Raw genomic sequence first — 23,164 nt, 5'->3', positions numbered from 1 at the left:
CTCATCGAATTGCGCACCGCAGCTGGTGCGCCGCCAAACCGCTTACAGCCGCTCAATGCGAATGCCTGTGATGTACGTCTGGAAAATGCAGGTGCGAGTGCGTGAGCGGCAGGTGATGGTGCGCGTGCGTGTGCGGCTCGGTGCCATCCCAGTCGAAATCATGCTCATGCCGATGATGCGCGTCGTGCCGATGCCGGTGCGTATGGTCGAGCGGCTCATGCGTGTGCGTGTGCTCGTGTCGCTCGCGCACATGCAGCCACACGCCCAGCGCCATCAGCGCGAGCGCGGCCCAGAACGTAAGCGCGGGCCGCTGAGGCCACAGCACGAGCGACAGCGCCACGCCAAACAGCGGCGCCACCGAGAAATACGCGCCCGTGCGCGCCGTGCCCAGATTGCGCAGCGCGATCACGAACAGCACGAGGCTCACGCCGTAGCCCGCGAACCCCACCACCATGGCTGCTGCGAGGTGCGGGCCGTCAGGCCAGTGCGCGCCCAGCCAGAACGCCGCCAGCAGATTGACCGGCCCGGCCGCGAGGCCCTTGAGGCAGGCAATGGTCATGGCGTCGTTGGCGGAGACCTTGCGGGTCAGGTTGTTGTCGACCGCCCAGCACAGGCACGCGCCGACCACGAATAGCGCGCCGGGCGCGAGCCCCGCGTGCGGCCCGCTCCACGACAGCAGCATGCCGCCCGCGACGATGGCGGCCATGCCCAGTGCGATCTGCGCGTCGAAGTTCTCGCGAAAGCAGACCCATGCGATCAGCGCCGTAAACACGCCTTCGAAGTTGAGCAGCAGCGCGCTGGTGGCTGCAGGCGTCGTGACAAGGCCAAGCATCAGCAGCGCGGGACCGGCCACGCCGCCCGCGGCGATTGCGCCGGCCAGCCACGGGGCTTCGGCCAGACGCAGCGGCGCGTGCGCGGGCGCGAGTCTGGCCGCACCGTTGACGCTGCCGCGCGGGCGCAGCAACCGGCGCACGAGCATCGCGATGGCAAGCCCGCCGCCGCTGCCCAGATAGAAGAGACCGGCCACCATGAAAGGCGGCAGCGTGCCGAGCAGCGCCTTCGCCAAAGGCGTGGCGGCCCCGAACAGCGCGGCGGCGGCCAGCGCAGTGACGATGGCGTGGAGTTGCGATTTCATCGGCGAAACCATGGCAGGCGCGGCGCGCTGGGAACCCGCCGATTATCGCCGATGGGAGCTGGGCCGCCGCAGCGCCCGACTTCGGCTGTGGTCTTTTTAAATGTTATGTTATAACATCGCAAAATCCGCGCATATCCAGAACGAAAAGGAGCCCCCATGGACTCACGCTTGCCGGTCACCGTCCTTTCCGGCTTTCTTGGCGCCGGCAAGACGACGCTGCTGAACCACATTCTGAACAACCGCGAAGGACGCCGCGTGGCCGTCATCGTCAACGACATGAGCGAGGTGAACATCGACGCGGCGCTGGTGCGAGATGGCGGCGCCCAGCTTGCGCGCACCGATGAAAAACTCGTCGAAATGAGCAATGGCTGCATTTGCTGCACCTTGCGCGAGGACCTGCTGCTGGAGGTTGACCGGCTTGCGAAAGCGGGGCGCTTCGACCAGTTGGTGATCGAGTCGACGGGGATTTCCGAGCCGCTGCCGGTGGCCGAGACCTTCACATTTGCCGATGAAGACGGCCGTAGCCTGTCCGACGTCGCACGTCTCGACACCATGGTGACGGTGATCGACGCCTTCAATTTCCTCAACGATTACGGCTCGCAGGACAGCCTGGAGGCGCGCGGGGAATCGCTCGGCGAGGAAGACCAGCGCACCGTGGCCGACCTGTTGATCGAGCAGATCGAATTCTGCGATGTGCTGGTCATCAACAAGATCGACCTGATCGACACGGCAGATCGCGAACGCCTCGGCGCCATTCTGCGCGGGCTGAATCCGCGTGCTCGCATCGAAATCGCCCAGTTCGGCCGGGTGCCGCTCGATCGCCTGCTCGATACGAAGCTGTTCGATTTCGACCAAGCCGCGAAAGCGCCGGGCTGGCTGCAGGAACTGCGCGGCGAACATACGCCGGAAACCGAGGCATACGGCATTGGCAGCTTTGTGTGGCGCGCGCGTCGGCCCATGCATGCGCAGCGTTTCTGGGAGCTCGTGAATAGCGAATGGCCGGGCGTGGTGCGCTCGAAGGGCTTTTTCTGGCTGGCGAGCCGCCCGAGCCATGCGGGCTCGTGGTCGCAGGCGGGCTCCGTGTGTCGTCACGGCGCGGCAGGACTCTGGTGGGCTGCGGTACCGAAGTCGCACTGGCCAACCGACGACGAATCGCTCGCCTTCATCCATGAAAACTGGGACGTGAACGTGGGCGACGCGCGTCAGGAGCTGGTGCTGATCGGCATCGATATGGACGAAGCCGCGCTACGCCGCCGCCTGGACGCCTGCCTGCTGGACGATGTGGAAATGTCCGCGGGGCCGCAAGCGTGGGGCGATTTCGCCGATCCCTTTCCTGCTTGGGGCGGTACGGTTCCCGAAGAGGCTGAAATGAAGGACGCGCGGGAAGCGCGGGACATCGACATTATCTGGTGAGGGTGCAGGGCAATGATCAGAAAGAATCCGCGCGGCGATCTGCCCGTGGTGCATGAGAGCGCGTTCGTCGATCCCACCGCGATCCTGTGCGGACGCGTGGTGGTCGAGCAAGACGTGTTTATCGGCCCGTATGCGGTGATTCGCGCCGATGAAACCGATACGAATGGCGAGATCGAGCCGATTGTGATTGGTGCGCACTCGTATATTCAGGATGGCGTAGTCATTCATTCGAAGTCGGGCGCGGCAGTGACGATCGGCAGCCATACGTCGATCGCGCATCGCGCCATCGTGCATGGTCCGTGCAGCGTTGGCGATCGCGTGTTTATCGGCTTCAATAGCGTGCTGTTCAACTGCTCGGTGGGCGTGGGATGCGTGGTGCGTCATAACGCGGTGGTGGACGGTTGCGATCTGCCCGAAGGCTTTTACGTACCATCGACAGTGCGGATCGGGCCCGCGACCGATCTCGCGACGATTCCGAAGGTGTCGGCGAGCGCCGCGGAATTCTCGGAAGATGTCGCGCAGACCAATAACCGCCTCGTGCGCGGTTATCGGCGGATTGCTAACGAGCTTTGAATCAGGTCGTTTTGGACCTGTTTTGGAGCTGTCTCAAACCTGTTTGCGAGCTATTGCGTCGGTAGCATGGAGCCCGCTTCGACCGGTGCGCCAGTCGCAGCGGTCGTCTGCGGGGGAGCACCGCCTAGGTCCTGGCTCGGTTGCGTTGCTGTTCGGGAGGTCACTGCATGCTGAACGGCCGGAGTGGCGACATAAGGCACGAAAGCGGCGACGGCCACCATGATCACGAAGGCAAACATGAGTTTCACCTGTCGGTCCAATTGAGGGGCCTCCCCGACACGGTCAAAGCGTATTGATTCGCTCCATTAATGTGGGCGATATTTTAATAATTGAGTATAGCGTAGGGTGAAGTGAAAACAAGTTGATCGGAAGATTCAGTTACCTGGCGTGTTTGTATGTTTATTCATCATGCGATATTTTATTTGTCAGATCACAGCCAGCCTCCCGTCACGTTTGCGTCGAGATCCTCGGATTGCGCGAGGATCGGCTCAATGTCTAATTCACGCAGCGTTGCGGCGACGAGATGTATCACCCGGCGCTGGGCGGCTATAGTCCGGAATGGACACCCGGCGAGCGATAGCTTCGCCAGACATCGAATTCAGATGCTCTGGTGGCTTTTCAGGGCGCGGCCCGCCCGCTCGCCCGCCGACGCGCGCTGGCTCCGAAGTTTGCCAACGCGAAAGCCGCTCCCCGCAATGCGCTGGGCCAGGCAGTTTAATCTGGACTGCTGATTGTGACCGGAGGCGGCAAGCGGTCCAGAGGGGCGCTGCCGCCGCTTCACATCAAGCGTGCCCGGTAGAAAAACGCGCGTACGAGCGCGGCGAAAAGCGCGTGCAGAGCAGGCAAAGCAGAAACGCCCCCGCGAGCATGATGGCCCACGCGTTCGTAAGATCCGCGAAGCGATCGCGCAACGCACCGGCAAGCAGTGGCGTGAGACTCGCGATCAGATAGCCGCCGCCTTGGACGAAGGCCACTAGTTCGCCGGCGCGTGTCGGATTATCGCTATGGTCGAGTGCGACGATCAACGAGAGCGGAAACAGCGCGCCAATGCCCAAACCAAGCAACACGCATGCGACGGCCGCCAGGGCGAGCGGCGCGCTCAACAGGCAGGCAAGGCCGCCGATCAGCAGGGCGAGTGCGGCCAGCAGCGGCTTGCGCCGGTCCGGCATGCGCGCGATCAAGGCCGATACCGCGAGACCGGCGACGACTTCGGCAACCGTGACGCCTGCGAGAAGATAGCCCGCATCGGCGCGGCTCCAGCCGAGCTGCGTGTAGAACGGCGGCAACCAGGCGAGCACGAGCGTATAAGCGCCCGTGCCCACGCCAAAGAACAGCATGAGTTCCCATGCGCGCCACTGCCGCCAGGGCGCGTAACGCAATGGAGACGTGTGCGTGGCTGAAATGCCAGGCGCGCGAGAAGGGCTGAATCGATGCGTCGCCGCGAGCCAGAGCAGATAAGCAAACAATGCCGGAAGCGCCCAGACGGCCAGCGCGCCGGACCATCCCCAGACTTGCGCAAGCGGTGCCGCGAGCGCGGCCGCCGCAGCGGCTCCGCCCATGATTGCCGTGGTGTACAGCCCCATCATCGCGCTGGCGCGCGCACCATAGACGCGTTTGATGAACGCGGGCATCAACGCCTGGATCAGCGCGATTCCCGCACCGGCAAGCAACGCGGTAATCAGCATAGCCGTTGCGCCTCGCTCGAAGGCGCGAGCGGCGCACGCGGCGGCAATCAGGGCGATGCCAAAGCCCACGTAGGCGCGCTGGCTCCCCCGTCGTTGCAGCGGTCCGCTAAGTAGCGACCCCGCGCCCATGACGCCCACTGGCAGCGAGGTGAGCATGCCGGCGCCCGCGTGATTGAGTCCCGTCCCGGCCATGATGCCGTCCAGCACAGGGCCAACAGCCGCCATCGTCGGCCGCAGATTCAATGCAAGCGCAACGATTGCGCCTGCCACGATCACCGGTTTCTTCACAATTTCAGATTGATTCATAGTCGCTCGATATAAAGTATCTTGATATCGAGTAAACTAGCCTGGTTACAACTCGGACGCAAGCTGATATCTTGACGTCAAGAAAATTGCATGGGAGTGACAGAGATGGGGCGAGCCAGGCGCGCGGCAGAGCAGTGGCGCAGGGAAAGACCGGACATCGACGCTGATGTCATGGCGACGATTGGCCGTCTGCTGGAGGCCACGCATTTGATCGAGCGCACGCGACTGATGCCGCTGGCGGCGCAATTCGGCTTGCAGACCGGGGAGTTCGATGTGATTGCGGCGTTGCGCCGTGCCGGCGAGCCCTACCAGCTCACGCCCACCGAACTCTACGAAGCTCTGATGCTGTCCTCAGGCGCGATGACAAGCCGGCTTGACCGGCTCGAACGTTCGGGGTTGATTGAACGGCGCGCTTCCGCGAAGGATCGGCGCAGTGTGGATGTCCGTCTGACGCAGAAGGGCTTCGATCTGATCGACGAAATCCTTCCGCATCATATTGCCAACGAGCAGGACGCCTTGAAGGCGTTGAGCGTGCGCGAGCGCAAGCAGCTCGACCGTCTGCTCGACAAGCTGATACGCGATGTCGAAGCATAACGGAACATAACCTGCGCGCTTGCCTGCAAAGGCGAGCCATTTGCCGGACTGAAACGTCGGCGGATTGTCGTAGCCTTTCGCGCGATAAATCAGGAACAAGGCGACCCGGGCAAAGACAAACACGCCGATGATGACGAAGCCCAGGTTGTTGAAGTTGTCGTTCAACGTGCCGGTCAGATCCCAGAAGCCGCCCTTGAATTTGAACTGATCGGCGAGTAGTCCCAATGTTTCGATACCGCCGATCAGCACCGCAACCGCCACCGAAACAAGGGTGATCGTGAGGTTGTAATAGAGCTTGTGGATCGGGCGCACGAAAGCCCAGTCCTCAATGACATGGACTCGCCGCTCACAGTTTTGCGGGGGGCAACCGCAGACTCTACGCCCGGGCGTCAGCACGGGCACTACTGCGTACCCTTTTGATCCCGTGGCCGGGGAACCATCAGTGCGCAAGCTTAGAGGCGCAGGGCGCGCGCGTCAATTGCATGTCGTTAAACAATGGCGCGCCCTTGCCCGGCGGCGGGAACGTAGAGTGATCTGAACGGATGATCGTTCATCCGCCAAACGTTGCTGGTTTCATCGGTGAGGAAAAGCGGAGCGTGCACGCACCTTGCGCTAGCGTTCGTGAGTTCAGAGCGTGGGTATGAACTCCGTGCTTGGCGCGATCCTTCGTTTGAGCGCGCGCGCTAACGAGTAGCCGGTGCCAAGCCGTTCGACGGCGAGGCGCTGGCGCAACGTCGCGCCGAAGGCACTGAGGAAATGAAATGTCGAAGGGCTCGCGAAACCGTCGAAGTCGAACGTGAGCTTGCTCGCCAGCGCGCGCTGGATGCCGGTCCAGAGCAACAGGCTGATCGAGCCGCAATGGGCGTCCTGCACGCGCGACGACAGCAGATAGTACGCCGCGTGACGGTCCCATACCAGGCCAATCGCCGCGACGAGCCGGCCGCTCGTTCCGTATGCGCCAAGCAGGGTGCCTGACTTGCGCTCGACGAAGTCCTTGACGAGTTGGCGCATGATCTCCGACGAGTAAGCATTGGTGCGCGAGCGAGAGGCAAGATTGGCTTCGTAAAACCGGGTGAACTCGCCTGGCGTGGCGATCGGCGCGATCGTCAGATTGCGGTCGGCGCTGCGGATCACATTGCGGGTCTTGGTATCGAGATTTGCCCATGCTTCGTCGGTCGAGCAATTCGCATCGATCTGAAAGGTATAGCGTGCCGACACCGAATAGCCCTTTAGGGCAAAGGCGATTGCATCGTCGATGCGCGGATCGAATACCTGGAAAAAGCTGTCGCAGTCGGGAAGCTGCTCAATCAGCTTTGCGGTGACATCGAGGCGATGATGCCGTTGAGACGCGATGCTCCCCATCACCGGTTTGATCACGGGTCCGAGCGTGCGTGTGAGCGGCGGAAGGTGTGCTACGCGCCACAGACGCAGACGCGTCGGCGTATAAGGCATCTCTCCGATGATCTGCTTGTTGCGATTTACCGTGGCGAGTTTCCAGCTTCCCTGCGTAGCGATGTCGAGCCACCAGGGTTCGTGGAATATCGAGAGTGCGGCGCTGGCCGACTGGGGAGAAAACGGTGCAATCGTTGTGGGCGAAATGATCTCGCACGTCTTTGCACGCTTGCCGAGTGAGGCAAAATTATTGTCGCGTTTCACTAATGACTCGCATGTTCGGCGCTAACGGCAAGCACCGTGCGGATACAGCAGCGCTTATTCCACTTTCCCGGCATCGGCTCCGTGCAAACCTTCCCCGCGGATTCCCTGCCCGATGCACGACGCTCCCACACGCTATCCGTCAGTTCCTTCAGGTTTTTGTTCGATGGTCAAATGACGTGGTGATGAAAGGCAGCGAGTTTATTCGGTGTTCGGCTGCCTTTGCTGGTTGGTGCTGTCCGCCTCCTTTTTTACGTCGTTCCAAGGTTTGATTACGCTTCGCGTGCGCTGCATTTTCCGGTGTATTAGTATTCGATTATCGACAGCACCCGGCTTTACTCAGGGATCCTGCGAGGCCGCATTGAGATTTACGTTTTCCTTGGCTAGCTTATTTCATTGGCAACGTGAGCGCAGCGTATCTGGCAGCCATTTCCCAGGAGGATTCCGCCAAGATGGCGCGACGTTGAATCGCGCCTGGCGCGCACGTGCGCCGTATCGGCGCTCCAACGGTACACCTGAAACTTCCAGTTTTGCGGCGGGGCGCGCGTGTTGAATTCCAGCGTCGCGCGCGGGCGTTCGCCCTGAAAGTCGAGCGCGTCCGCACGCCGGGCCGATCGACCATCAACTGGTGCTGAGCGGCAGTTCCTTGCAGCAGACAACGTGGCTCGGCCGGACGACGTATGGCAGCTAACTCACCAACAATTGCGCGCCGGTGCGGCTTGCGGGGCTGGGCGAGCCGGTTGCCTCGTCGTCAACGTTTTCCTCGTCGGCGGTTTGAAGGCTGATGGTGTGAATGCCATCGTGGGGGCTGGCGATGGTCCATTGCTTGCCGTGCTCTATGCGCCACAACGCTATGTGCCTGGACAATCGCCGTTGCTCGGTACAATAGCGGCGGCGGTCTGGCTCACTGTGGCCTGGCCATGGTTCGTTTAATCGACTGACCCATGCTCCGATTCGAAAATCTCGGCAAACGCTTCGACAACCACGTCGTCTTCGAAGGACTTCATTTCGCTTCCGGCGCCGGCTGCGTCGCGCTGTGCGACGAGAACGGCAGCGGCAAATCCACGCTGCTTGGCATTCTCGCGGGCGTGCTCGACGCCAGCAGAGGCGAGGTCTGGCTCGACGGTCATTCGCTGCGCAGCGCGCCGCTCAAGGCGAAGGCTGCGCTGGCGTATGTGCCCGACGATTGCATGGCCTCGCCGTTCCAGACCGGCAGGGCGCTTCTCGAACTCGTGGCGTCCGCCAAGGGCGTGACGCTCGACGCCCGCACGCTCGACATCGCCGAACAGTTTGGACTGGCGCCGCATATGGAAAAGCAATTCGAGCAGATGTCGCTGGGCACGCGCAAGAAATTCTTCCTCGCGGCGACCACCATCGGCCAGCCTGCCGTCATCATCGCCGATGAACCGGGCAATGGACTCGATGCTACCGCGCGTGCGGTTCTGGTCGATCTGTTCAAGCGTTTGGCCGTGAACAGCACAGTCTTTTTTTCGACTCACGATCTGGCGCTGGTACGCGCGTGCGAGGCAAAGACCGTCGGATTTGCCGATCTCGCGTCGAAAACTGCGTAAAGGGTGTAGAGGGCGCAAAGGGCGTAAAGGGTCTTCCGACCGGTCCGCCGCGTCACGGCCCATTACTGGAGGTGCTGTATGGAGAACGTGCTGGCAAGCCGTGTGACGCTCACTGCGCTGGCGCTCCTGCTGACCGGGTGCACGATAGGCGGCGTGCCGCAATACGGTGCGCAATACGGGCCGCATCTGAGTCCAACGGAATGCCGCGATCTGGCGGCGCTCAAAAGCCAGGCGCCGCCAACCATGGCGGAGCATCAGAGCGAACTGGCCGCGCTCAGGAAGGCGGGCTACAACCCTTCGCCCTGGAACGACGACCCGTACTATCCGGATGATCTCCAGGCGGCGCAGCGCCTGGTCGACTACTGGTTTGCAACGGAGTGCCAGGCATTGCTGAACGGGGGCTAGGCGTCGATACTGCCGATACCCCCCAATCCCGGCTGCGTACTTACATCGGCGGCGCGACGCCGTCCTTCTCCACCACGACCAGATGCCCGTCGTAAGCGCCATCGCTGGCGGGCGTGGCCACGACGAAGACCTTCTTGCCCGGCGTCAGTTCGGCGCTAGTGGCCGGAATGAGCGTCACGACCGGCGCGTTGGCCGGCACGTTGATGGTGTTGCTGCCGCCCTTGTACGAGAGCTTGAGATCGCGGCCGCTCGTGCCTTGCACGACCGTATCCACGTTGGCGTTCGTCATCGTGCTGTTCGCACCGAGGTCCCACGCGTAATGGCCTTCACCTGTGCCGCGTGCGGCTTCGGGGAAGACCAGCACTTCCTTGGCCTGCAGCTTGCCGTCGGGGCCCGGCGCCGCCGCCGCGCCAACATATGAGCCGGGTTTGATATCGGCGAGCTGGATGTTTTTTACCGCGTTCACGCCGGCCTTGTCATCGACGTCGATGGTGACGGTCTCGCCGCTGCGGCGGTGGACCTTCAGGGTGTTGCCGGACAGCGAGACGATTTCGCCGCGAATGCGCTCGGGTTTGGCTGCGGAAGACTGGGCCAATGCAGCGCTGGCGAGCGTCAAGGCAGCGGCGAAGGAAAGGGCGGAAACCGCAAGTTTGAGTCGGCTGGGCATGAGTGCTCCGTTGGGTGGGTTGAAGTTGAAGATGCGTCGCCTGTGCGAACGCGATGAGAAAACAGGCTTCGTGGCTCACGAGCCGCCAAACCAGTTGTATCCCTGGTTCTCCCAATAACCGCCGGGGAACGTGTTGGTCACTGATATGGCGACGATGTGTTTCGGGTTCTTGTAGCCAAGCTTGGTGGGAATGCGCAGCTTCATCGGGAAGCCGTATTTCGCGGGCAGGATGCTGCCGTCATACGTGAGCGTGAGTTGCGTCTGCGGATGGAGCGCCGTCGGCATGTCGATGCTCGTCCAGTAGTTGTCCGCGCAGTGCAGGGCCACATACTTCGCCGTGGTATCCGCGCCGGCCAGCGAAAGGAAGTCGGCGAATCGCACGCCGCCCCACTTGCCGATCGCGCTCCAGCCTTCGATGCAGATATGCCGCGTGACCTGGCTTTGCTGGCGCAGCCGGTGCAGTTCTTCGAGCGTCCAGATACGTTTGCCTTGCACAAGCCCGCTGAGTTCGAGCCGGTAGCTCTGCGCGTCCACTTCCGGCACCTGGTCGATGTCGTAGTACGCGTTGAAGGGAAAGGGCCGCGTGATCATCGAATCCGGATAGGTGGGCGCGAGCTTGCGCGGATCGAACAGCAGCGCCTGTGCGTCGTCGTTGAACGACGACATGCGGCGCAGCAGCGTATTGACCGATTTGTCGCTCGTGAGGTCGCAACCCGAGAGCAGCATCAGGCCGCCCAGCGTGAGAATGCGCTTGCCGAGCAAGCGGCGCTGCGGCGACTGGAGCGCCTTGCGCGCGTCCTTGATGATGGATTGCGCGTCGAGATCCGGGGCTGGATCGGGCGTGCGGTAAGGTTTCGGGCTATTCATGATTATCGGCCTCGGATCATGGTGAGCAGGGAGCGAGGAACGAGCGCGACCATCACAACGTGCACCGAAAAAAAGCCGACCACCGTACACATGGCGACAAAGTGAACGACACGGGCATTGTCGAAGCCGCCCATCAGCGCACAGAGGAGGGGGAACTGCACGGGCTTCCAGATCGCCAGGCCGGATAGCACCAGCAGTGCGATATCGGCGATGACGACGAGATAGGCGAACCTCTGCACCGCGTTGTAGTGGCTGAAATCGGTGTGAGCGAGCTTGCCGCGCAGCGCCGCGATCAGATCCGCAGCGACGGCGCGCACGCTGATGGGAAAGAGCCTGGTGCGCAGCCGTCCCGTAGCGACGCCCAGCACCAGGTAAGCGAGAAAGTTGGCAACCAGCACCCACATCACCGCGAAGTGCCAGAGCAGCGCCCCACCCAGCCAGCCGCCCAGCGTGATGGACGCGGGAATGGTGAGGGACTTGAAGACCGGCGATGCGTTGTACACCTGCCAGCCGCTCAGGCACATGGCAATCACGGCCGCGGCATTGACCCAATGAAATACGCGGACCCAGGCGGGATGTATCGTGGTGCGTTTCAAGGCGATGTCTCTCGTAACGGACGTAAGGGCTGGCGAGCCGGGCGGCTCGTTAGCCAATGATTCGCGCCTCGGCCTGGATGCTCCGGACGGCGCTGAGGTACAGAGAAGGATCGCAGTGGCGGGGCCGTATCGGTATCGGTCAAATGACCGACCCGGCCAGGCGCGCTGCGCTATAGTCGCGGGCTATGACGCTCGCGACGTATCGGTGGATCAGTGAACGAAAACGCATCAGGTGAAGGCACGGAGGTTCGCGCATACGACGCCATCAGGGCGCTCGCCTTCGTTGGCGACCTCAGCATGGGGCAGCCAACCGACCATTCGCTGCGCACGGCCTGGCTGGCCGGCCAGCTTGCCCGCGCCACCGGCGAGGGCGATGGGCTCGCCGCAACGGCGGCGCAGGCGGCCTTGTTGAGGTGGTCGGGCTGCACGGCCAATGCGGGGGGATTCGCCGACATGCTCGGCGACGACGTGGCCGGGCGCGAGGCGATGCTGGCGCAGCGGCAGGACTGGGCGAAGACGGTCGACCCGAACGGCCTCAAAGGCGCGATACGTCCGCTTGCGCAGATTCACTGCGAGGTATCGGGGGAAGTCGCGCGCATCCTGCAACTGACCACCGATACCGAAGCGACGCTGCGCCATATCTTCGAGGCGTGGGACGGCACGGGCATGCCCGACGGCCTCGCCGGTGCGGCGGTGCCGCGCGCGGTGTACGTGGTGACGCTGGCGGGGGATCTGGAGATTTTCAGCCGCGTTTATGGCTTGCCGCGCGCGCTTGGCCTGATTGCCGCCCAGGCCGGCACGCGTTATCCGGCGGAACTGGCCACGCTCGTACCCGCGCAGGCGGCGCACTGGCTGGAGGCGCTGGCGACGCTGTCGACCCAGGCGCCCGCCGCACTCGACGAATCGATGCAGACGCAGCAGATGCAGCAAACCACATCGACAGGGCTGATCGGCGATGTGATCGATCTGAAGCTGCCGTGGATGACCGGTTATTCCCGCGCGGTCGCACGTGCCGCGGCGGCGTGCGGGGCGCGGCTCGGTGTCGATGAAGCGTGCGAAGCGCGCCTTTACGCTGCAGCGATGGTTCACGGCATCGGCCGTGCCGCCGTGCCCAACGGCGTCTGGAATTCGCCAGGGCGGCTTTCCGCTGCCGAATGGGAGCAGGTGCGGCTCGTTCCCTACTGGACCGCGCGCGCCGGCAAGCAAACCGGCTCGCTGGCCCAGGCAGCGGAACTCGCCTCGTATGCATACGAACGGATCGACGGTTCCGGCTATTTTCGCGGCGTGGGCGGCCCGGCGTTGTCGCTCGACGCGCGTGTGCTGAGCGCCGCGGTGGCGTTCGTCGCGCTGGGCGAGAAGCGGCCTTGGCGCGATGCGCTGCCTGCCGCCGAAGTCGCCGCACGCATGCGTACCGAGGTGAGCGAAGGGCGTTTCGACGGCGCAGTCGTGGAAGCGTTGATCGATGCGCGCGACGTGCCTTCACGCGGCGCGCGCGTCAAGCAGCAGACGATCCGGCTTTCGGCGCGCGAAATCGACGTGCTGCGTTCGATCAGCCGTGGCGCAAGCAACAAGGAAGCGGCGCGCGAACTCGAATTGAGCCCGAGCACCGTGCGCACCCATGTGGAAAGCGTGTTCCGCAAGCTCGAATGCTCGACGCGCGCCGCCGCGACCTTGAAGGCTTCGGCGTTGGGGCTGCTGTAGGGTCAGCGTTTGCCGCGCCCGCCCGCGGACCCGGCCGCCGGCTTGCGCGAACCTGCGGCTGGCTTGCCTGCGGGTTTGCTGGCTGGCTTGTTGGTGGGCTTGTTCGTGGGCTTGCTGGCAGGTTTGCCACGCGGCTTCTGCGTACTGAACGGGTTAGTGCCGAATCCGCAGGTGCTGAAAGGGTTGGCGCCGGTCAATGCGGTGCCGGACGGCTGCGCGCCTTTGCCCGGCGCAGCGGCGCGTTGCGACTGCGCGGCAGGCTTGCGTTTGCCTTCGGCGCCCTGCGGGCGCGGTTTCTGGCCAGACGCCTGTTTCACGCCAGGCGCGGCTTGTGGCACTTTGGGCTTCTTGGGCTTTTTGGGTTTCTTGATCAGTTCGCCCGTCGTGCTGGTTTGCGGCACGCGATGTTCCGCTTCGAAACCCGGCTCTTCTTCGCGGGGCAGCGTTTTCTGGATCAGCGCTTCGATCGCAGCGAGCAGCGGCGCTTCATCGGCACAGACGAGGGATACCGCCACGCCGCTGGCGCCCGCGCGGCCGGTACGGCCAATCCGGTGCACATAGTCTTGCGCGACGATCGGCAGATCGACATTGATCACCAGCGGCAGGTCGTCGATATCGAGGCCGCGCGCGGCCACATCGGTGGCCACCAGCATATTCACCTCACCCGACTTGAAGCGCTCCAGCGCGCGCAGACGCGCCGGCTGCGGTTTGTCGCCGTGGATGGTGTCGACCGCATAGCCCGCGTCGTTCAGCACGGTCGCCAGATAATCCACGCCGTTGCGGGTTTTGACGAACACCAGCGCATGCTCCCAGTTGTTCTGGGCCACCAGGTGCATGAAGAGATCGGGCTTGTTCTTCTTGTCGACTGTCACCACCCACTGCTTGATCTTGCTGACCGTGGTATTGGGCGGGCTGACGCTGATATTGACCGGGCTGCGCAGAATGCCGGCTGCCATGGTGCGGATATCGTCAGTGAACGTGGCGGAGAACAGCAAGGTCTGTCGCTGCATGGGCAGGGCCGCGAAGACAGCGTTGAGTTCGCGTGCGAAGCCCAGGTCCAGCATGCGGTCGGCTTCATCGAGCACCAGCGTCTGTACCTGATCGAACTGCACGGCGTTCTGGCGATTGAGGTCGAGCAGACGGCCTGGCGTGGCCACGAGCACGTCCACGCCTTTGCGCAGTTTCATCATCTGCGGGTTGATGCTCACGCCGCCGTACGCGGCCAGAAAGCGCAAATCGAGGCCTTTGCCGTATTCGATGAAGCTTTGCAGCACCTGCTCGGCCAGCTCGCGCGTGGGCACCAGCACCAGCACGCGCGCGCGGTTGCTGGATACAGCGGGGCCGTGTTGCACCAGCCGTTGAAGCAGCGGCAGGGCAAAGCCGGCCGTTTTACCGGTGCCGGTCTGCGCCGCAGCCGTGACGTCCTTGCCGTTGAGCACAGCCGGGATCGCCTTGGCCTGCACCGGCGTAGGTGTCTGGTAATTGAGGTCCTGCAAATTACGCAGCAACGGATCGATCAGGCCAAGCGAGGCAAAAGACATGGGCGTATTCCAGACTAAAACCGCAATTCTAGCGGTTGCGGCCTGAATGCGCCGTGCATATCGATCGCCGACACCAGGATTTACCGAAGCTTCGCACAGCGTCGCCGAAATCCGACGCGCTCATTTGCAGGCATTGCTGATCGCGAATCGACCGATGACACATCGGATCCAGCACGAAGGCGACGATACCTGGCTTTCTCGGCTGAACAAGGCCCAAGGCTATTAATTAAACATAACCTGAACGCCACTTCGAAAGAATTAATGCTTCGCGCATAAGAGACCCGGATTTTCCCGAATCACCCTTCAAAAGCAGGTCATTTCTACATCTTCACGTATTTCCAGAAACTGGAAATTTGGGTTCAGCCTTGCTATTGCGCGCGAGCAATTCTATGTATACTCGTTGCCAATCCTAAGAGGAAAGGGGCGCACCGGGGAAGTCGTCAAACGCGTCCTGCTCAAAGCCTCGACACACGCAGTTCACACGAGTTGAACGAAAATGACCGGCTACTACGATCCCTCGCTTGTCGTGCTTTCCTGCCTGCTGGCGATCTTCGCATCGTTTACGGCACTGGATATATCCGATCGCCTCGACGTCATTGGCAAGCGCCCCCTTTTGCCGTGGATTGCATTTGGCGGCTGCATCATGGGACTCGGCATCTGGTCGATGCATTTCATCGCCATGCTCGCGTTTCATTTGCCCATCGCAGTCGGCTACAACATTCCCGTGACGCTGCTTTCGCTGCTGATCGCGATCGTGGCGTCCGCAATCGGCTTTCTGCCGCTGTGCCGCTATGAACTGCGCTGGTCGCAGCTGGCGGGCGCGGCCGTCGCGATGGGGCTGGGCGTGGCCGGCATGCATTATCTCGGCATGTGGGCAATGGATATCTGTCCTGCGATTCACTACCAGACCTGGTTAGTGGTCCTGTCCGTCATCATCGCGATTATCGCCAGTGGCGCGGCTTTGTTGCTGGCGTTCGATCTGCGCCGCCGCAGCGCGATGCGCCGCACGCGCCAGATCAGCTCGGCGGTGGTGATGGGCGTGGCGGTGTGTGGGATGCATTACTGCGGCATGGCGGCCGCGCATTTCGAGGCGGGCAGCTATTCGATATCCGATCTGCGCAATATGCCAGTGCCCTGGCTGGCCGGTATCGTCGTGACCTTCAGCCTGCTGATTTTTGCCGCGTCGATTGCGATTGCGATGTTCGACGCCCGCTCAAGCGCAAAGGCGCGAGCGATGGCCGATGCGATTCTCGACGAACATATGAGCCGCCGCGGCGCGACTCGCTGATTGTCCTTTTGAACGTTGATTGCAGGGCGGCCTGGTCCGGAAGCCATAAAATTGCTAGCCGAAACTGCGCGCCGCCACCCAACGGCGTGGCAGCAGTAAGAAGTCTCTTTTCGCCCGCGCCAACTTGATCGCGTGAAGCTCAATACCTTCATCAAGTGCTGCCTGCGCGGTTTTTCACCCGTCTATCCCTGATCGGCGAACGATATCTTTACTGTCGGGCCTGTGGCGTGCTGGACCTGTCGTGCGAGTTCACCGACCTGCGCTCGCTTCTGTCCGTTTGCTGGCGTCACATGCACCGCAAGCAACTGCCCAAGGGTATCGCCGACATATGCACCTTGCTGCCTTTCTTGCGCGTGTAGCCGTTGTACCTGGCACGACCCGGATGGCCGAACGCAGGCCGATCACCATCGCCTCGAAGCAACCCGCCTGAATCCAGCGTTGAGTCTGTCGATAGACCAGTTCCCAACGCAGGAATTCATGCAGCAGAAGCTGCCACGGAGCGCCCTCGCACACGATCCAAACACGTTCTAAACGCGAGCGTGCTGGGGAAGCCTCGCACCAGCCGGATTCCGACGGGCGATGGCAGCGTTCAGTCAGTGGGTCGGGGCAAGTGTTGTCGCGTGCGATTTCAGGTGCGGATCCACCATTCCCCGACGCAATTCTCCAAGCCGGGCATCACGCGTTCGCCGGCGGGGGATGTCGATGAAGCAACCGGTGCTTTGGCAGCTACATCGAGCTATCTTTGCGCGGCCCCTGGTGCTACTGCGACTGGTACTGACGATTCACCGTTTGGTTGGTGTCATTGAGCGGCTCGACGAGATCAAGCTGCGCTTTCAACGGATTTGGCTGGTCTACCTGCAAGGTGCCCGCCGACGTAAACTCCAGTTGATTGTCGAGACCGGCGTTGTATACCGGCCAGGCAGTCAGACCCGCATCAGAAGGATTCCCGCTTTTGGCGAACGCCGCCCAATAGGCGATCATGTTGCGCGCCACCTGTTCGTCCTGACTTGTGACTGCTGTGGCGTACGCTGTGGAGAGAGTGTCGAACACATAGGGAATCTCGGCCGCATGGGTTGCGCCGCTGACCTTGCTACGTATCGACTGGGCTACATACGAGAAGCGATAGAGATACGTCGGCAGACCGCGCGAGGTAAAGGTTCGTGCGACGAAGCGCGCGGGCTCGTCCATTGTGATGTCACGGGCAATCTGGTTCTCCACGCTTGAAACGGAAGCTGTGCCCGAGGGATCGAACGCCGCAGCAGCCGTACTCAAGTTTTGTGCACCGAAGATCGCGTACGCCTGTTCCTTCGTCGTGAGCCCGCCAGTAGCAAAACCAAGGTCGGCGCTGTTGACGCCGAGCAGAAGCGGAACCTTCGCAAACTGACCGGCTTTGTACTGATTCTCCGGCTCATCCACGACGAGTTTGCCGTCGATGATGGAACCGCCAGAGAATGTGGCGAGGCTGTGCGCGCTATTCAACGAGGTTACGTCGAGGCCGTCAAGAACCTGATCTGCGGAGAGCGCGCGCAGAGCCTGCAACGAACCGGCATCGCTACCGTTGATGCCAAATCCTCCCGCAAATGCAGAACCCTGTTCTTCGGCTGAGGCTCCGACTGTTTTCGCGTTGCGCGAGAGAGTACGCCCGTAGTACTGATTCACGCGTCCATTGCCGGATTCGATAATTGCTTTGGCGAAAAGTCCCGATGCCTGCGGTGAGGTCAGCAGGTTGTGAACCGATTCACCCCCAGCGGATTCTCCGAAGAGGGTGACGTTCGCCGGGTCACCGCCGAAGTTGGCAATGTTGCGCTGTATCCATTTCAGCGCGGCAATCTGGTCCATGTAGCCGTAATTGGCTAACAACTCGCCGGATTGCGCGGCTGCTGCTGTCAAGGAGGGATGGGCAAAGAAGCCGAATCGGCCGAGGCGGTAGTTGACAGTGACGATGACGACGCCTTCTTTGGCGAACTGCGTGCCGTCATAAGCCAGCATAGACGTGCCGCCAATGACGTATGCGCCGCCGTAGATCCAGACCATGACCGGCAGGTTCTTGGCGCTGCTGTTTTGCGGGCGCCACACGTTCAGATACAGACAGTCTTCCGACGGCGTGACCGTCAGCCCCGAATTTGGGCCGCTCGTCTGCATGCAGTCGTGAACGAAAGACGTAGTCTGGCGCACGCCGCTCCACGCAGTTACAGGCTGTGGCGGTCTCCAGCGCAGGCCTCCGACTGGTGGAGCCGCAAAAGGAATGCCCTTGAATGCGATCACGCCGTTACTGGCCGAGCCTTGCACCGCTCCGTCGGCAGTCGCGGCAATGGTGGGATCCGAACTAACGGAGGAGCCGCTGCCCCCGCAAGCCGCCAGTACGACCGCGAGCGTGGACGAAACGAATAGCGCGGCCACGCGCATCGATCCATCTTGCGTCAATACAGAGCGAAGTTTCGTCTTTTTCGAAGCAATGTGTCTGCGTGCATTCATGGCTGTCATCGTCCTTTGTCTCAATCGATTGTCTGAGCGTGAAATGTTTCGCTTACCACCATGGTTATTTATGTCGGCGGCTTCTGCGGCGCAGAGTGGAATCTAGTATCGAAGCGTGGATTTTTACTGTCAAATTCGGGCCAATAATGGCAGGCATGAATCGCTTTCATGCGACAAAAAATAGTTCGGATTACTACTGAAACTGTGATGGATATTGAATTTGATGTTGATGGGAGCGTGGGCGAAAGCGGTTCAGTCAGCGATTTTACTTAAATGGAATCGCTGCGTGGAAGCGGGCTGCGACAGGTAGTCAAAACGCTCCTAAGGGCGCGGCCGGTTATAAATGCAACTCGATGTATTCCCTGGTTTATTTCTGGGCCTGATTGCGCGCCACCGTCTTGCAATGATAGCCGGGTTCATTTTTCAATGAACCCGAGAATGATTCGATGCGCGCATTGTCGAAGAGATTTCCACGTCCGCCTATTGACGTGCGCGTGCCTCCATTCATCAATTAACGGAATATTGTCGTCCTTTTTTTTCAGCCGAACTCACTCGGGCCGACGAAACATCCCGGAGATGGTTTCGCGCAGCCATACGACGCCAGGATCGTTAGCGAATTGCGTATGCGAATGAATCTGTATTTCGATGGGGGGTAAGGCGAAGGGTAAGGGAAGAATGCGGAAGGCCTTGCCGCGATTGAATCGCTGCGCAATGCTCCTGGGGAAGATCACGGCGAGGTCCGTGTTCATTACGATTTCGGGCGCGACTACAAAATGCGGCAGTCGGACGACGACATCGCGCTTGAGATTGAGCTCGTCGAGCCATTGCTCGACCATGCGATGGCCCGTCGCGTTGGTACTCGCGTAGACGTAGCGCAACGCGGCAAGGTCTTCGCGTGTCGGCCTTGACCTGCCTAAGGGATGATTTGCGCGCACCACGCAGACATGCTCGTCGACAAATAACGTTTGGCTGACGCATCCCATGTCGAGGCCCGGCACGTAGCCCAGAGCAAGATCGATTTCCCCAGCGCGCATGGCGGCGCTTACGGATTCCACTGGAACATTCGCCACTTCGATGCGAATGCCGCGCGCGTCGCGTTCAAGCAGCGCCAGAAGCGGGGGCAGAAAAAAGAACTCCGACATGTCTGACATCGAGATTCGAAACGTGCGTCGTGCCGTCGCGGGGTCGAACTTGGCAAGCTCTTGTACCGCCTCATTGATGATCGACAATGCCTGAGCGAGAGGCGGGTATAGCCGATGCGCCGCGTCGGTCGGCACCATGCCGGTGGGCGTGCGGACAAAGAGTGGATCGTCAAACAGTGTGCGCAAGCGCCGTAGTGCGTGACTGACCGCAGGCTGTGTCAATTCCAGACGGTCGCCGGCCGCGGTGAGGCTGCGCAGATCCCAGATGGCGAGGAACACGCGCAGCAGGTTTAGATCGGCGAGACCGAGGTTGAGTTTGGTCATACGGTTCACTCACGAACAAGCGCTGATTGCGCCTTGTGGCCACTAGTCTATGGCGAAATTACCGTATGTGCTGCGCATTGCAAAATGCGGCGCGCCTCCCCGGTAGCGCGGCAAGGCATGGAAGTCGCGGCGCATCAGATCGCGCACCGGCGAGGCGAGCGCGTGCGCGAGCGCGCTCGCGTCGTCGAAGACGACTTTGTTACGCTGCATCGCATTCGCGCGCTCACATGGCAGGCCGCTCGTGCAATCGACGCGCGTGTAGATCTCCAACTCGCGCAGTCCGGGCAAGGTCGACATCAGAGGCGCGTGATGCTGCAGGTAATACGAGAGCCATGTGTCGAAGTCTTCGGCCGGCCCTTCGTACGCGACGAGGTAGGTACACCGATGGGCACGGGATTCACCTACCGCACCTATCGGCGTGGATGGCGTCAGGGCGCGCACTGCCATAACTTGCTGCGTAAAGCGCTTGATGGGCGCTTGCTTTTGCAGGGAGCGGTGAATCGGCCCATCGAGGGTCGTGGCCGCTTCGAGTGCAGCAAGTTCATCGAAATAAAGTTGCAGTACGCACGATGGCGCATCGGCGAAGTGAGGGATGCGTGGATCGACGCGCCGTGCTATCGGCTCGTGCACGACCAGGCTGCGCAATCCGTCGATGCCCCGTAGCGGCGCGACATCGAGCAGCGGTTGCTGTCCGCTCGCACCGATCAGAAACAGACAAACTTGCATGGTCACGCCGCCTCGCAGGAATTTGCCGCGCGCGTGAGCCGATGAAACTGCCGGCCGAAGTACACGAGACCATCGCCGTCTTCACGCGAGCGGATATGGTCCACCTGTACGAAAAGCACCGAATGCGACCCGACGTTCTTGCTGTCGACGATGCGGCCTTCAAGACTCGCAATGGCATCGTCGAGCACGGGAAGTTGCAGGGCGCCCGGGCGCGAACCGCAGCGCGCGAAGCGTTCTTCCATCGAGCATCCATCTATGCCGGCAAACACGCGTGCCAGTTCCTCCGCATGCGCGCCGAGCACATTGATGCACGCACGGCCGTTGGTGAGCAGCACATCGTGAACATAACTCGACTGATTGATGCAGACTAGCATTGTTGGCGGCGTATCGGTCACGGAGCAAACGGCGCTTGCTGTGATACCGCAGCGTCCGTGTGAGCCGTCCGTGGTGATGACATTGACGGCCGCGCCGAGCGAAGCCATTGCGTTGCGAAATTCTGCACGCGCTTGATCGTTGGTCATGACTGGTGTCCTTTCCGGGCTTGCGGATTCAGGGATACGGCGTGATGGGCGGAATGCCAACGAAGATCGCGCCCGATGCATCGTAGTTACCTTCGCCGAGGAAGGCGTGTTGGGTGACAACGATCGAATCGCGTACCAGACGCTGCATCCGGTTCTCACGATAGATCGCACTGATGCCCGCCATCTTGTACGCCTGCATTACGATATCGGCGCAGGTATGGGCCGCATGCGTGGCGGAGAGGCGCAACAAATTTGCTTCTGCAGGCAACACCGGGTCGCCGGCGAGCACCGTGCGCCACGATGCTTCCGCGCATTCGAAGAAGAACGCCCGCGCGCTGCGCAATTGCGCTTCCGCTTGTGCGAGCCCCGAGCGATAGTAGGCGCGATCAGCAAGACGCGGCGCACCTGTCGTGGTCTTTGTCACTCCGGACATCCCCGCCAGCATGTCGAGAGCGGCGCGTGCCAGACCGATGTTTACCGCCGCGTGCACCTGGGCTTGATAGGCGACGGCGGGATACCGATACAGTGGTTCATCGATCAGCGGTGTGCCTCCGCGCACGAAGGTCCATTGTTCCTCGACGTATTTGTCTTTCAGGCGCAGGTCATGGCTGGATGAGCGCGGCGACGACCTTCCAGTACTCGCCCGAGCCGAGCAGCGCGAAATATGGCCACGCAACAAGCACAATGGCGATCGCACCGGCGAGATACACAGGCTTGCGTCCGACCTTGTCGGTCACCCAGCCGAAGAGCAGCGAGGTCGGGATCATCAGCAGCATCGAAATGCACAGGCCGCTGAGAATCCAGCTCGATTTGACGCCGAGAAACTGCCCGTAGGCGATCGAAAATGCGAAGAAGAGATAGGAGGCCGCGCCCTCGCCAAAGCGCAAGCCGAACACGGTGAGCACTTCGCGCGGACATTGGCGCAGCACTTCGATTACAGGCGTCCGGCTTTCGTGGCGCGTCGCCTTCACTTTGGCGAACGCGACGCTTTCGCCAACGGAGCGGCGCATCCACAGGCCGAGGAAGACCAGTGCAATGCTGGCGAGAAACGGAAGGCGCCAGCCCCAGCTCTGGAAGTCACTGGCCGGAAGGTTCTGCGCCAGAAGGAATGCGCCAGTGGACAGTACGAAGCCGAGTGCGGCGCCGCAGGGGCTCCATGCCGCGAGTGCTCCGCGCCTGGACTGCGGCGCGTTCTCGTGAATGAGCAGAATGCTGCCGCTCCATTCACCACCTGCCGCTAGCCCCTGAAGAATGCGCAAAAGAACCAACATGACGGGCGCCGCAATGCCCACCTGCTGATACGTTGGCAAAGCGCCCATCAGGACCGTGGCAGTGCCCATCGTAAGAAGTGTGAGCATCATCACTGTCTTGCGACCGTAGCGATCGCCGATATGCCCGCATAGCACTCCGCCGATCGGTCGCGCAATGAAGCCGACCGTGAAACCGCCGAATGCGGCGATGGTGCCCGTCAGCGGATCAGTGCCGACCGGAAAGAACAGCTTGCCGAAGACGAGCGCGGCGGCGGTGCCATACAAGAAGAAGTCATACCACTCAAGGATTTGGCCGAGCACTGCCGTGGTGACGGCACGGCGCAAGTTGTTTGCGGGATGCGCGGATCTGGGGTGAGCGAGCGCGCCTGGATCGGAGTTCAAAGCTTCAGGGTTCATTGTTGGGGAAGACATGAAGTGATGGTTCCCGCTTCGCTGATGCTTGAGAAGCGGCGCGAGTCGTATCGCTGCGATGTGTCCACGATATGAGTCTCGACAATCGCGGTCAAATTCGAGACAAAAATGCACGATATGAATTTCGTGCATGTGGATCTGTGAGGAGTAAGTACTGGTCTTTGCTTTGCGCGGCATATCAATCGCGCTTATCGATTGCCATGCTTTTGATTTATTTGTCGCGTGAAATGGTCGCCCGCAGACTGCATATCGCATCGCCTTCATCACCGCAATGAGCCTTCATCGCGTCCTTTAATAAA

General features: G+C 61.6%; 19 protein-coding genes and 5 pseudogenes. 8 read left to right on the top strand and 16 right to left on the bottom strand.

Translation table 11 applies throughout. The features are described 5' to 3' along the window. Nucleotides 1-52 precede the first annotated feature (52 nt). Nucleotides 53-1,135, bottom strand: coding sequence for a DMT family transporter (locus F4827_RS27435; protein ID WP_183729949.1), 1,083 nt, complete (start codon nt 1,133-1,135; stop codon nt 53-55). A gap of 156 nt (nt 1,136-1,291) precedes the next feature. On the opposite strand from F4827_RS27435, the gene zigA reads away from it, so the two are divergent. The 3 genes and pseudogenes from zigA to F4827_RS35575 all read left to right on the top strand — a co-directional run. Further along, the gene (zigA, locus tag F4827_RS27430) at nt 1,292-2,548 is read left to right on the top strand and encodes a zinc metallochaperone GTPase ZigA (RefSeq protein ID WP_183729946.1); all 1,257 of its coding nucleotides are present in this window, start codon (nt 1,292-1,294) and stop codon (nt 2,546-2,548) included. A gap of 12 nt (nt 2,549-2,560) precedes the next feature. Beyond that, nucleotides 2,561-3,121, top strand: a complete 561-nt coding sequence (locus F4827_RS27425) for a carbonate dehydratase (RefSeq protein ID WP_183729943.1) — start codon at nt 2,561-2,563, stop codon at nt 3,119-3,121. 454 nt (nt 3,122-3,575) lie between these two features. Then, a pseudogene (locus F4827_RS35575) lies at nt 3,576-3,701 on the top strand (tautomerase); the annotation flags it as partial. A gap of 202 nt (nt 3,702-3,903) precedes the next feature. Here the strand turns inward: F4827_RS35575 and F4827_RS27420 are convergent. Then, nucleotides 3,904-5,112, bottom strand: a complete 1,209-nt coding sequence (locus F4827_RS27420; protein WP_183729940.1) for an MFS transporter — start codon at nt 5,110-5,112, stop codon at nt 3,904-3,906. Between the two features lie 105 nt (nt 5,113-5,217). Between F4827_RS27420 and F4827_RS27415 the strand changes: the two genes are divergently transcribed. Next, nucleotides 5,218-5,706, top strand: coding sequence for a MarR family winged helix-turn-helix transcriptional regulator (locus F4827_RS27415; protein WP_183730137.1), 489 nt, complete (start codon nt 5,218-5,220; stop codon nt 5,704-5,706). A gap of 120 nt (nt 5,707-5,826) precedes the next feature. Here the strand turns inward: F4827_RS27415 and F4827_RS27410 are convergent. The 3 genes and pseudogenes from F4827_RS27410 to F4827_RS27400 form a co-directional block, all read right to left on the bottom strand. Beyond that, nucleotides 5,827-6,102 (bottom strand): annotated as a pseudogene (locus F4827_RS27410) (hypothetical protein); the annotation flags it as partial. A 231-nt stretch (nt 6,103-6,333) separates the two neighbouring features. Then, on the bottom strand, nt 6,334-7,362 hold the full coding sequence (locus F4827_RS27405) for a GNAT family N-acetyltransferase (RefSeq protein ID WP_311674617.1): 1,029 nt from the start codon (nt 7,360-7,362) through the stop codon (nt 6,334-6,336). Between the two features lie 684 nt (nt 7,363-8,046). Continuing rightward, entirely contained in the window at nt 8,047-8,226 is a 180-nt protein-coding gene (locus F4827_RS27400; RefSeq protein WP_183729937.1) for a hypothetical protein, read from the bottom strand. Between the two features lie 77 nt (nt 8,227-8,303). On the opposite strand from F4827_RS27400, the gene F4827_RS27395 reads away from it, so the two are divergent. Together F4827_RS27395 and F4827_RS27390 are read left to right on the top strand one after the other, a co-directional pair. Continuing rightward, nucleotides 8,304-8,930, top strand: a complete 627-nt coding sequence (locus F4827_RS27395; protein WP_183729934.1) for an ABC transporter ATP-binding protein — start codon at nt 8,304-8,306, stop codon at nt 8,928-8,930. Nucleotides 8,931-9,008: 78 nt separating this feature from the next. After that, nucleotides 9,009-9,335: a DUF4148 domain-containing protein gene (locus tag F4827_RS27390; protein WP_183729931.1), complete on the top strand. Its 327-nt coding sequence runs from the start codon at nt 9,009-9,011 to the stop codon at nt 9,333-9,335. A 40-nt stretch (nt 9,336-9,375) separates the two neighbouring features. Here the strand turns inward: F4827_RS27390 and F4827_RS27385 are convergent, their stop codons facing one another. The 3 genes from F4827_RS27385 to F4827_RS27375 all read right to left on the bottom strand — a co-directional run bounded on the left by F4827_RS27385 (nt 9,376) and on the right by F4827_RS27375 (nt 11,465). Next, nucleotides 9,376-10,002, bottom strand: coding sequence for a hypothetical protein (locus F4827_RS27385; RefSeq protein WP_183729928.1), 627 nt, complete (start codon nt 10,000-10,002; stop codon nt 9,376-9,378). Nucleotides 10,003-10,077: 75 nt separating this feature from the next. Next, the gene (locus F4827_RS27380; protein WP_183729925.1) at nt 10,078-10,869 is read right to left on the bottom strand and encodes a molybdopterin-dependent oxidoreductase; all 792 of its coding nucleotides are present in this window, start codon (nt 10,867-10,869) and stop codon (nt 10,078-10,080) included. Nucleotides 10,870-10,871: 2 nt separating this feature from the next. After that, a complete protein-coding gene (locus F4827_RS27375; RefSeq protein WP_183729922.1) occupies nt 10,872-11,465 on the bottom strand; it encodes a cytochrome b/b6 domain-containing protein in 594 nt (197 codons plus the stop codon). A gap of 297 nt (nt 11,466-11,762) precedes the next feature. On the opposite strand from F4827_RS27375, the gene F4827_RS27370 reads away from it, so the two are divergent. Continuing rightward, nucleotides 11,763-13,166 (top strand): HD domain-containing phosphohydrolase, encoded by a 1,404-nt coding sequence (locus F4827_RS27370; protein WP_183729919.1) that lies wholly within the window; start codon nt 11,763-11,765, stop codon nt 13,164-13,166. A 2-nt stretch (nt 13,167-13,168) separates the two neighbouring features. On the opposite strand, the gene F4827_RS27365 is transcribed toward F4827_RS27370, so the two are convergent. After that, on the bottom strand, nt 13,169-14,707 hold the full coding sequence (locus F4827_RS27365; protein ID WP_183729916.1) for a DEAD/DEAH box helicase: 1,539 nt from the start codon (nt 14,705-14,707) through the stop codon (nt 13,169-13,171). Between the two features lie 496 nt (nt 14,708-15,203). Between F4827_RS27365 and F4827_RS27360 the strand changes: the two genes are divergently transcribed. Beyond that, entirely contained in the window at nt 15,204-15,995 is a 792-nt protein-coding gene (locus F4827_RS27360; RefSeq protein ID WP_183729913.1) for an MHYT domain-containing protein, read from the top strand. Between the two features lie 57 nt (nt 15,996-16,052). Here the strand turns inward: F4827_RS27360 and F4827_RS35570 are convergent. The 7 genes and pseudogenes from F4827_RS35570 to F4827_RS27330 all read right to left on the bottom strand — a co-directional run. Beyond that, a pseudogene (locus tag F4827_RS35570) lies at nt 16,053-16,514 on the bottom strand (transposase); the annotation flags it as partial. A 240-nt stretch (nt 16,515-16,754) separates the two neighbouring features. Next, a complete protein-coding gene (locus F4827_RS27355) occupies nt 16,755-18,470 on the bottom strand; it encodes a carboxylesterase/lipase family protein (protein WP_183729910.1) in 1,716 nt (571 codons plus the stop codon). Between the two features lie 548 nt (nt 18,471-19,018). Continuing rightward, nucleotides 19,019-19,936 (bottom strand): LysR family transcriptional regulator, encoded by a 918-nt coding sequence (locus F4827_RS27350; RefSeq protein ID WP_183729906.1) that lies wholly within the window; start codon nt 19,934-19,936, stop codon nt 19,019-19,021. Nucleotides 19,937-19,978: 42 nt separating this feature from the next. Continuing rightward, on the bottom strand, nt 19,979-20,662 hold the full coding sequence (locus tag F4827_RS27345; protein WP_183730131.1) for an EthD family reductase: 684 nt from the start codon (nt 20,660-20,662) through the stop codon (nt 19,979-19,981). A 2-nt stretch (nt 20,663-20,664) separates the two neighbouring features. Then, nucleotides 20,665-21,183 carry a flavin reductase gene (locus tag F4827_RS27340; RefSeq protein WP_183729903.1) on the bottom strand — a complete coding sequence of 173 codons (519 nt, stop codon included), beginning with the start codon at nt 21,181-21,183 and terminating at the stop codon, nt 20,665-20,667. Between the two features lie 28 nt (nt 21,184-21,211). Continuing rightward, a pseudogene (locus F4827_RS27335) lies at nt 21,212-21,799 on the bottom strand (acyl-CoA dehydrogenase family protein); the annotation flags it as partial. Continuing rightward, nucleotides 21,795-22,850: pseudogene (locus F4827_RS27330) on the bottom strand (MFS transporter); the annotation flags it as partial. The pseudogenes F4827_RS27335 and F4827_RS27330, both read right to left, overlap by 5 nt. Between the last annotated feature and the right edge of the window lie 314 nt (nt 22,851-23,164).

This window comes from Paraburkholderia bannensis (assembly GCF_014200455.1).
Classification (GTDB): Bacteria; Pseudomonadota; Gammaproteobacteria; order Burkholderiales; family Burkholderiaceae; genus Paraburkholderia; species Paraburkholderia bannensis_A.
Note: the sequence above shows the minus strand (reverse complement) of the source record. Positions and strands in the feature narration are given on the sequence as shown.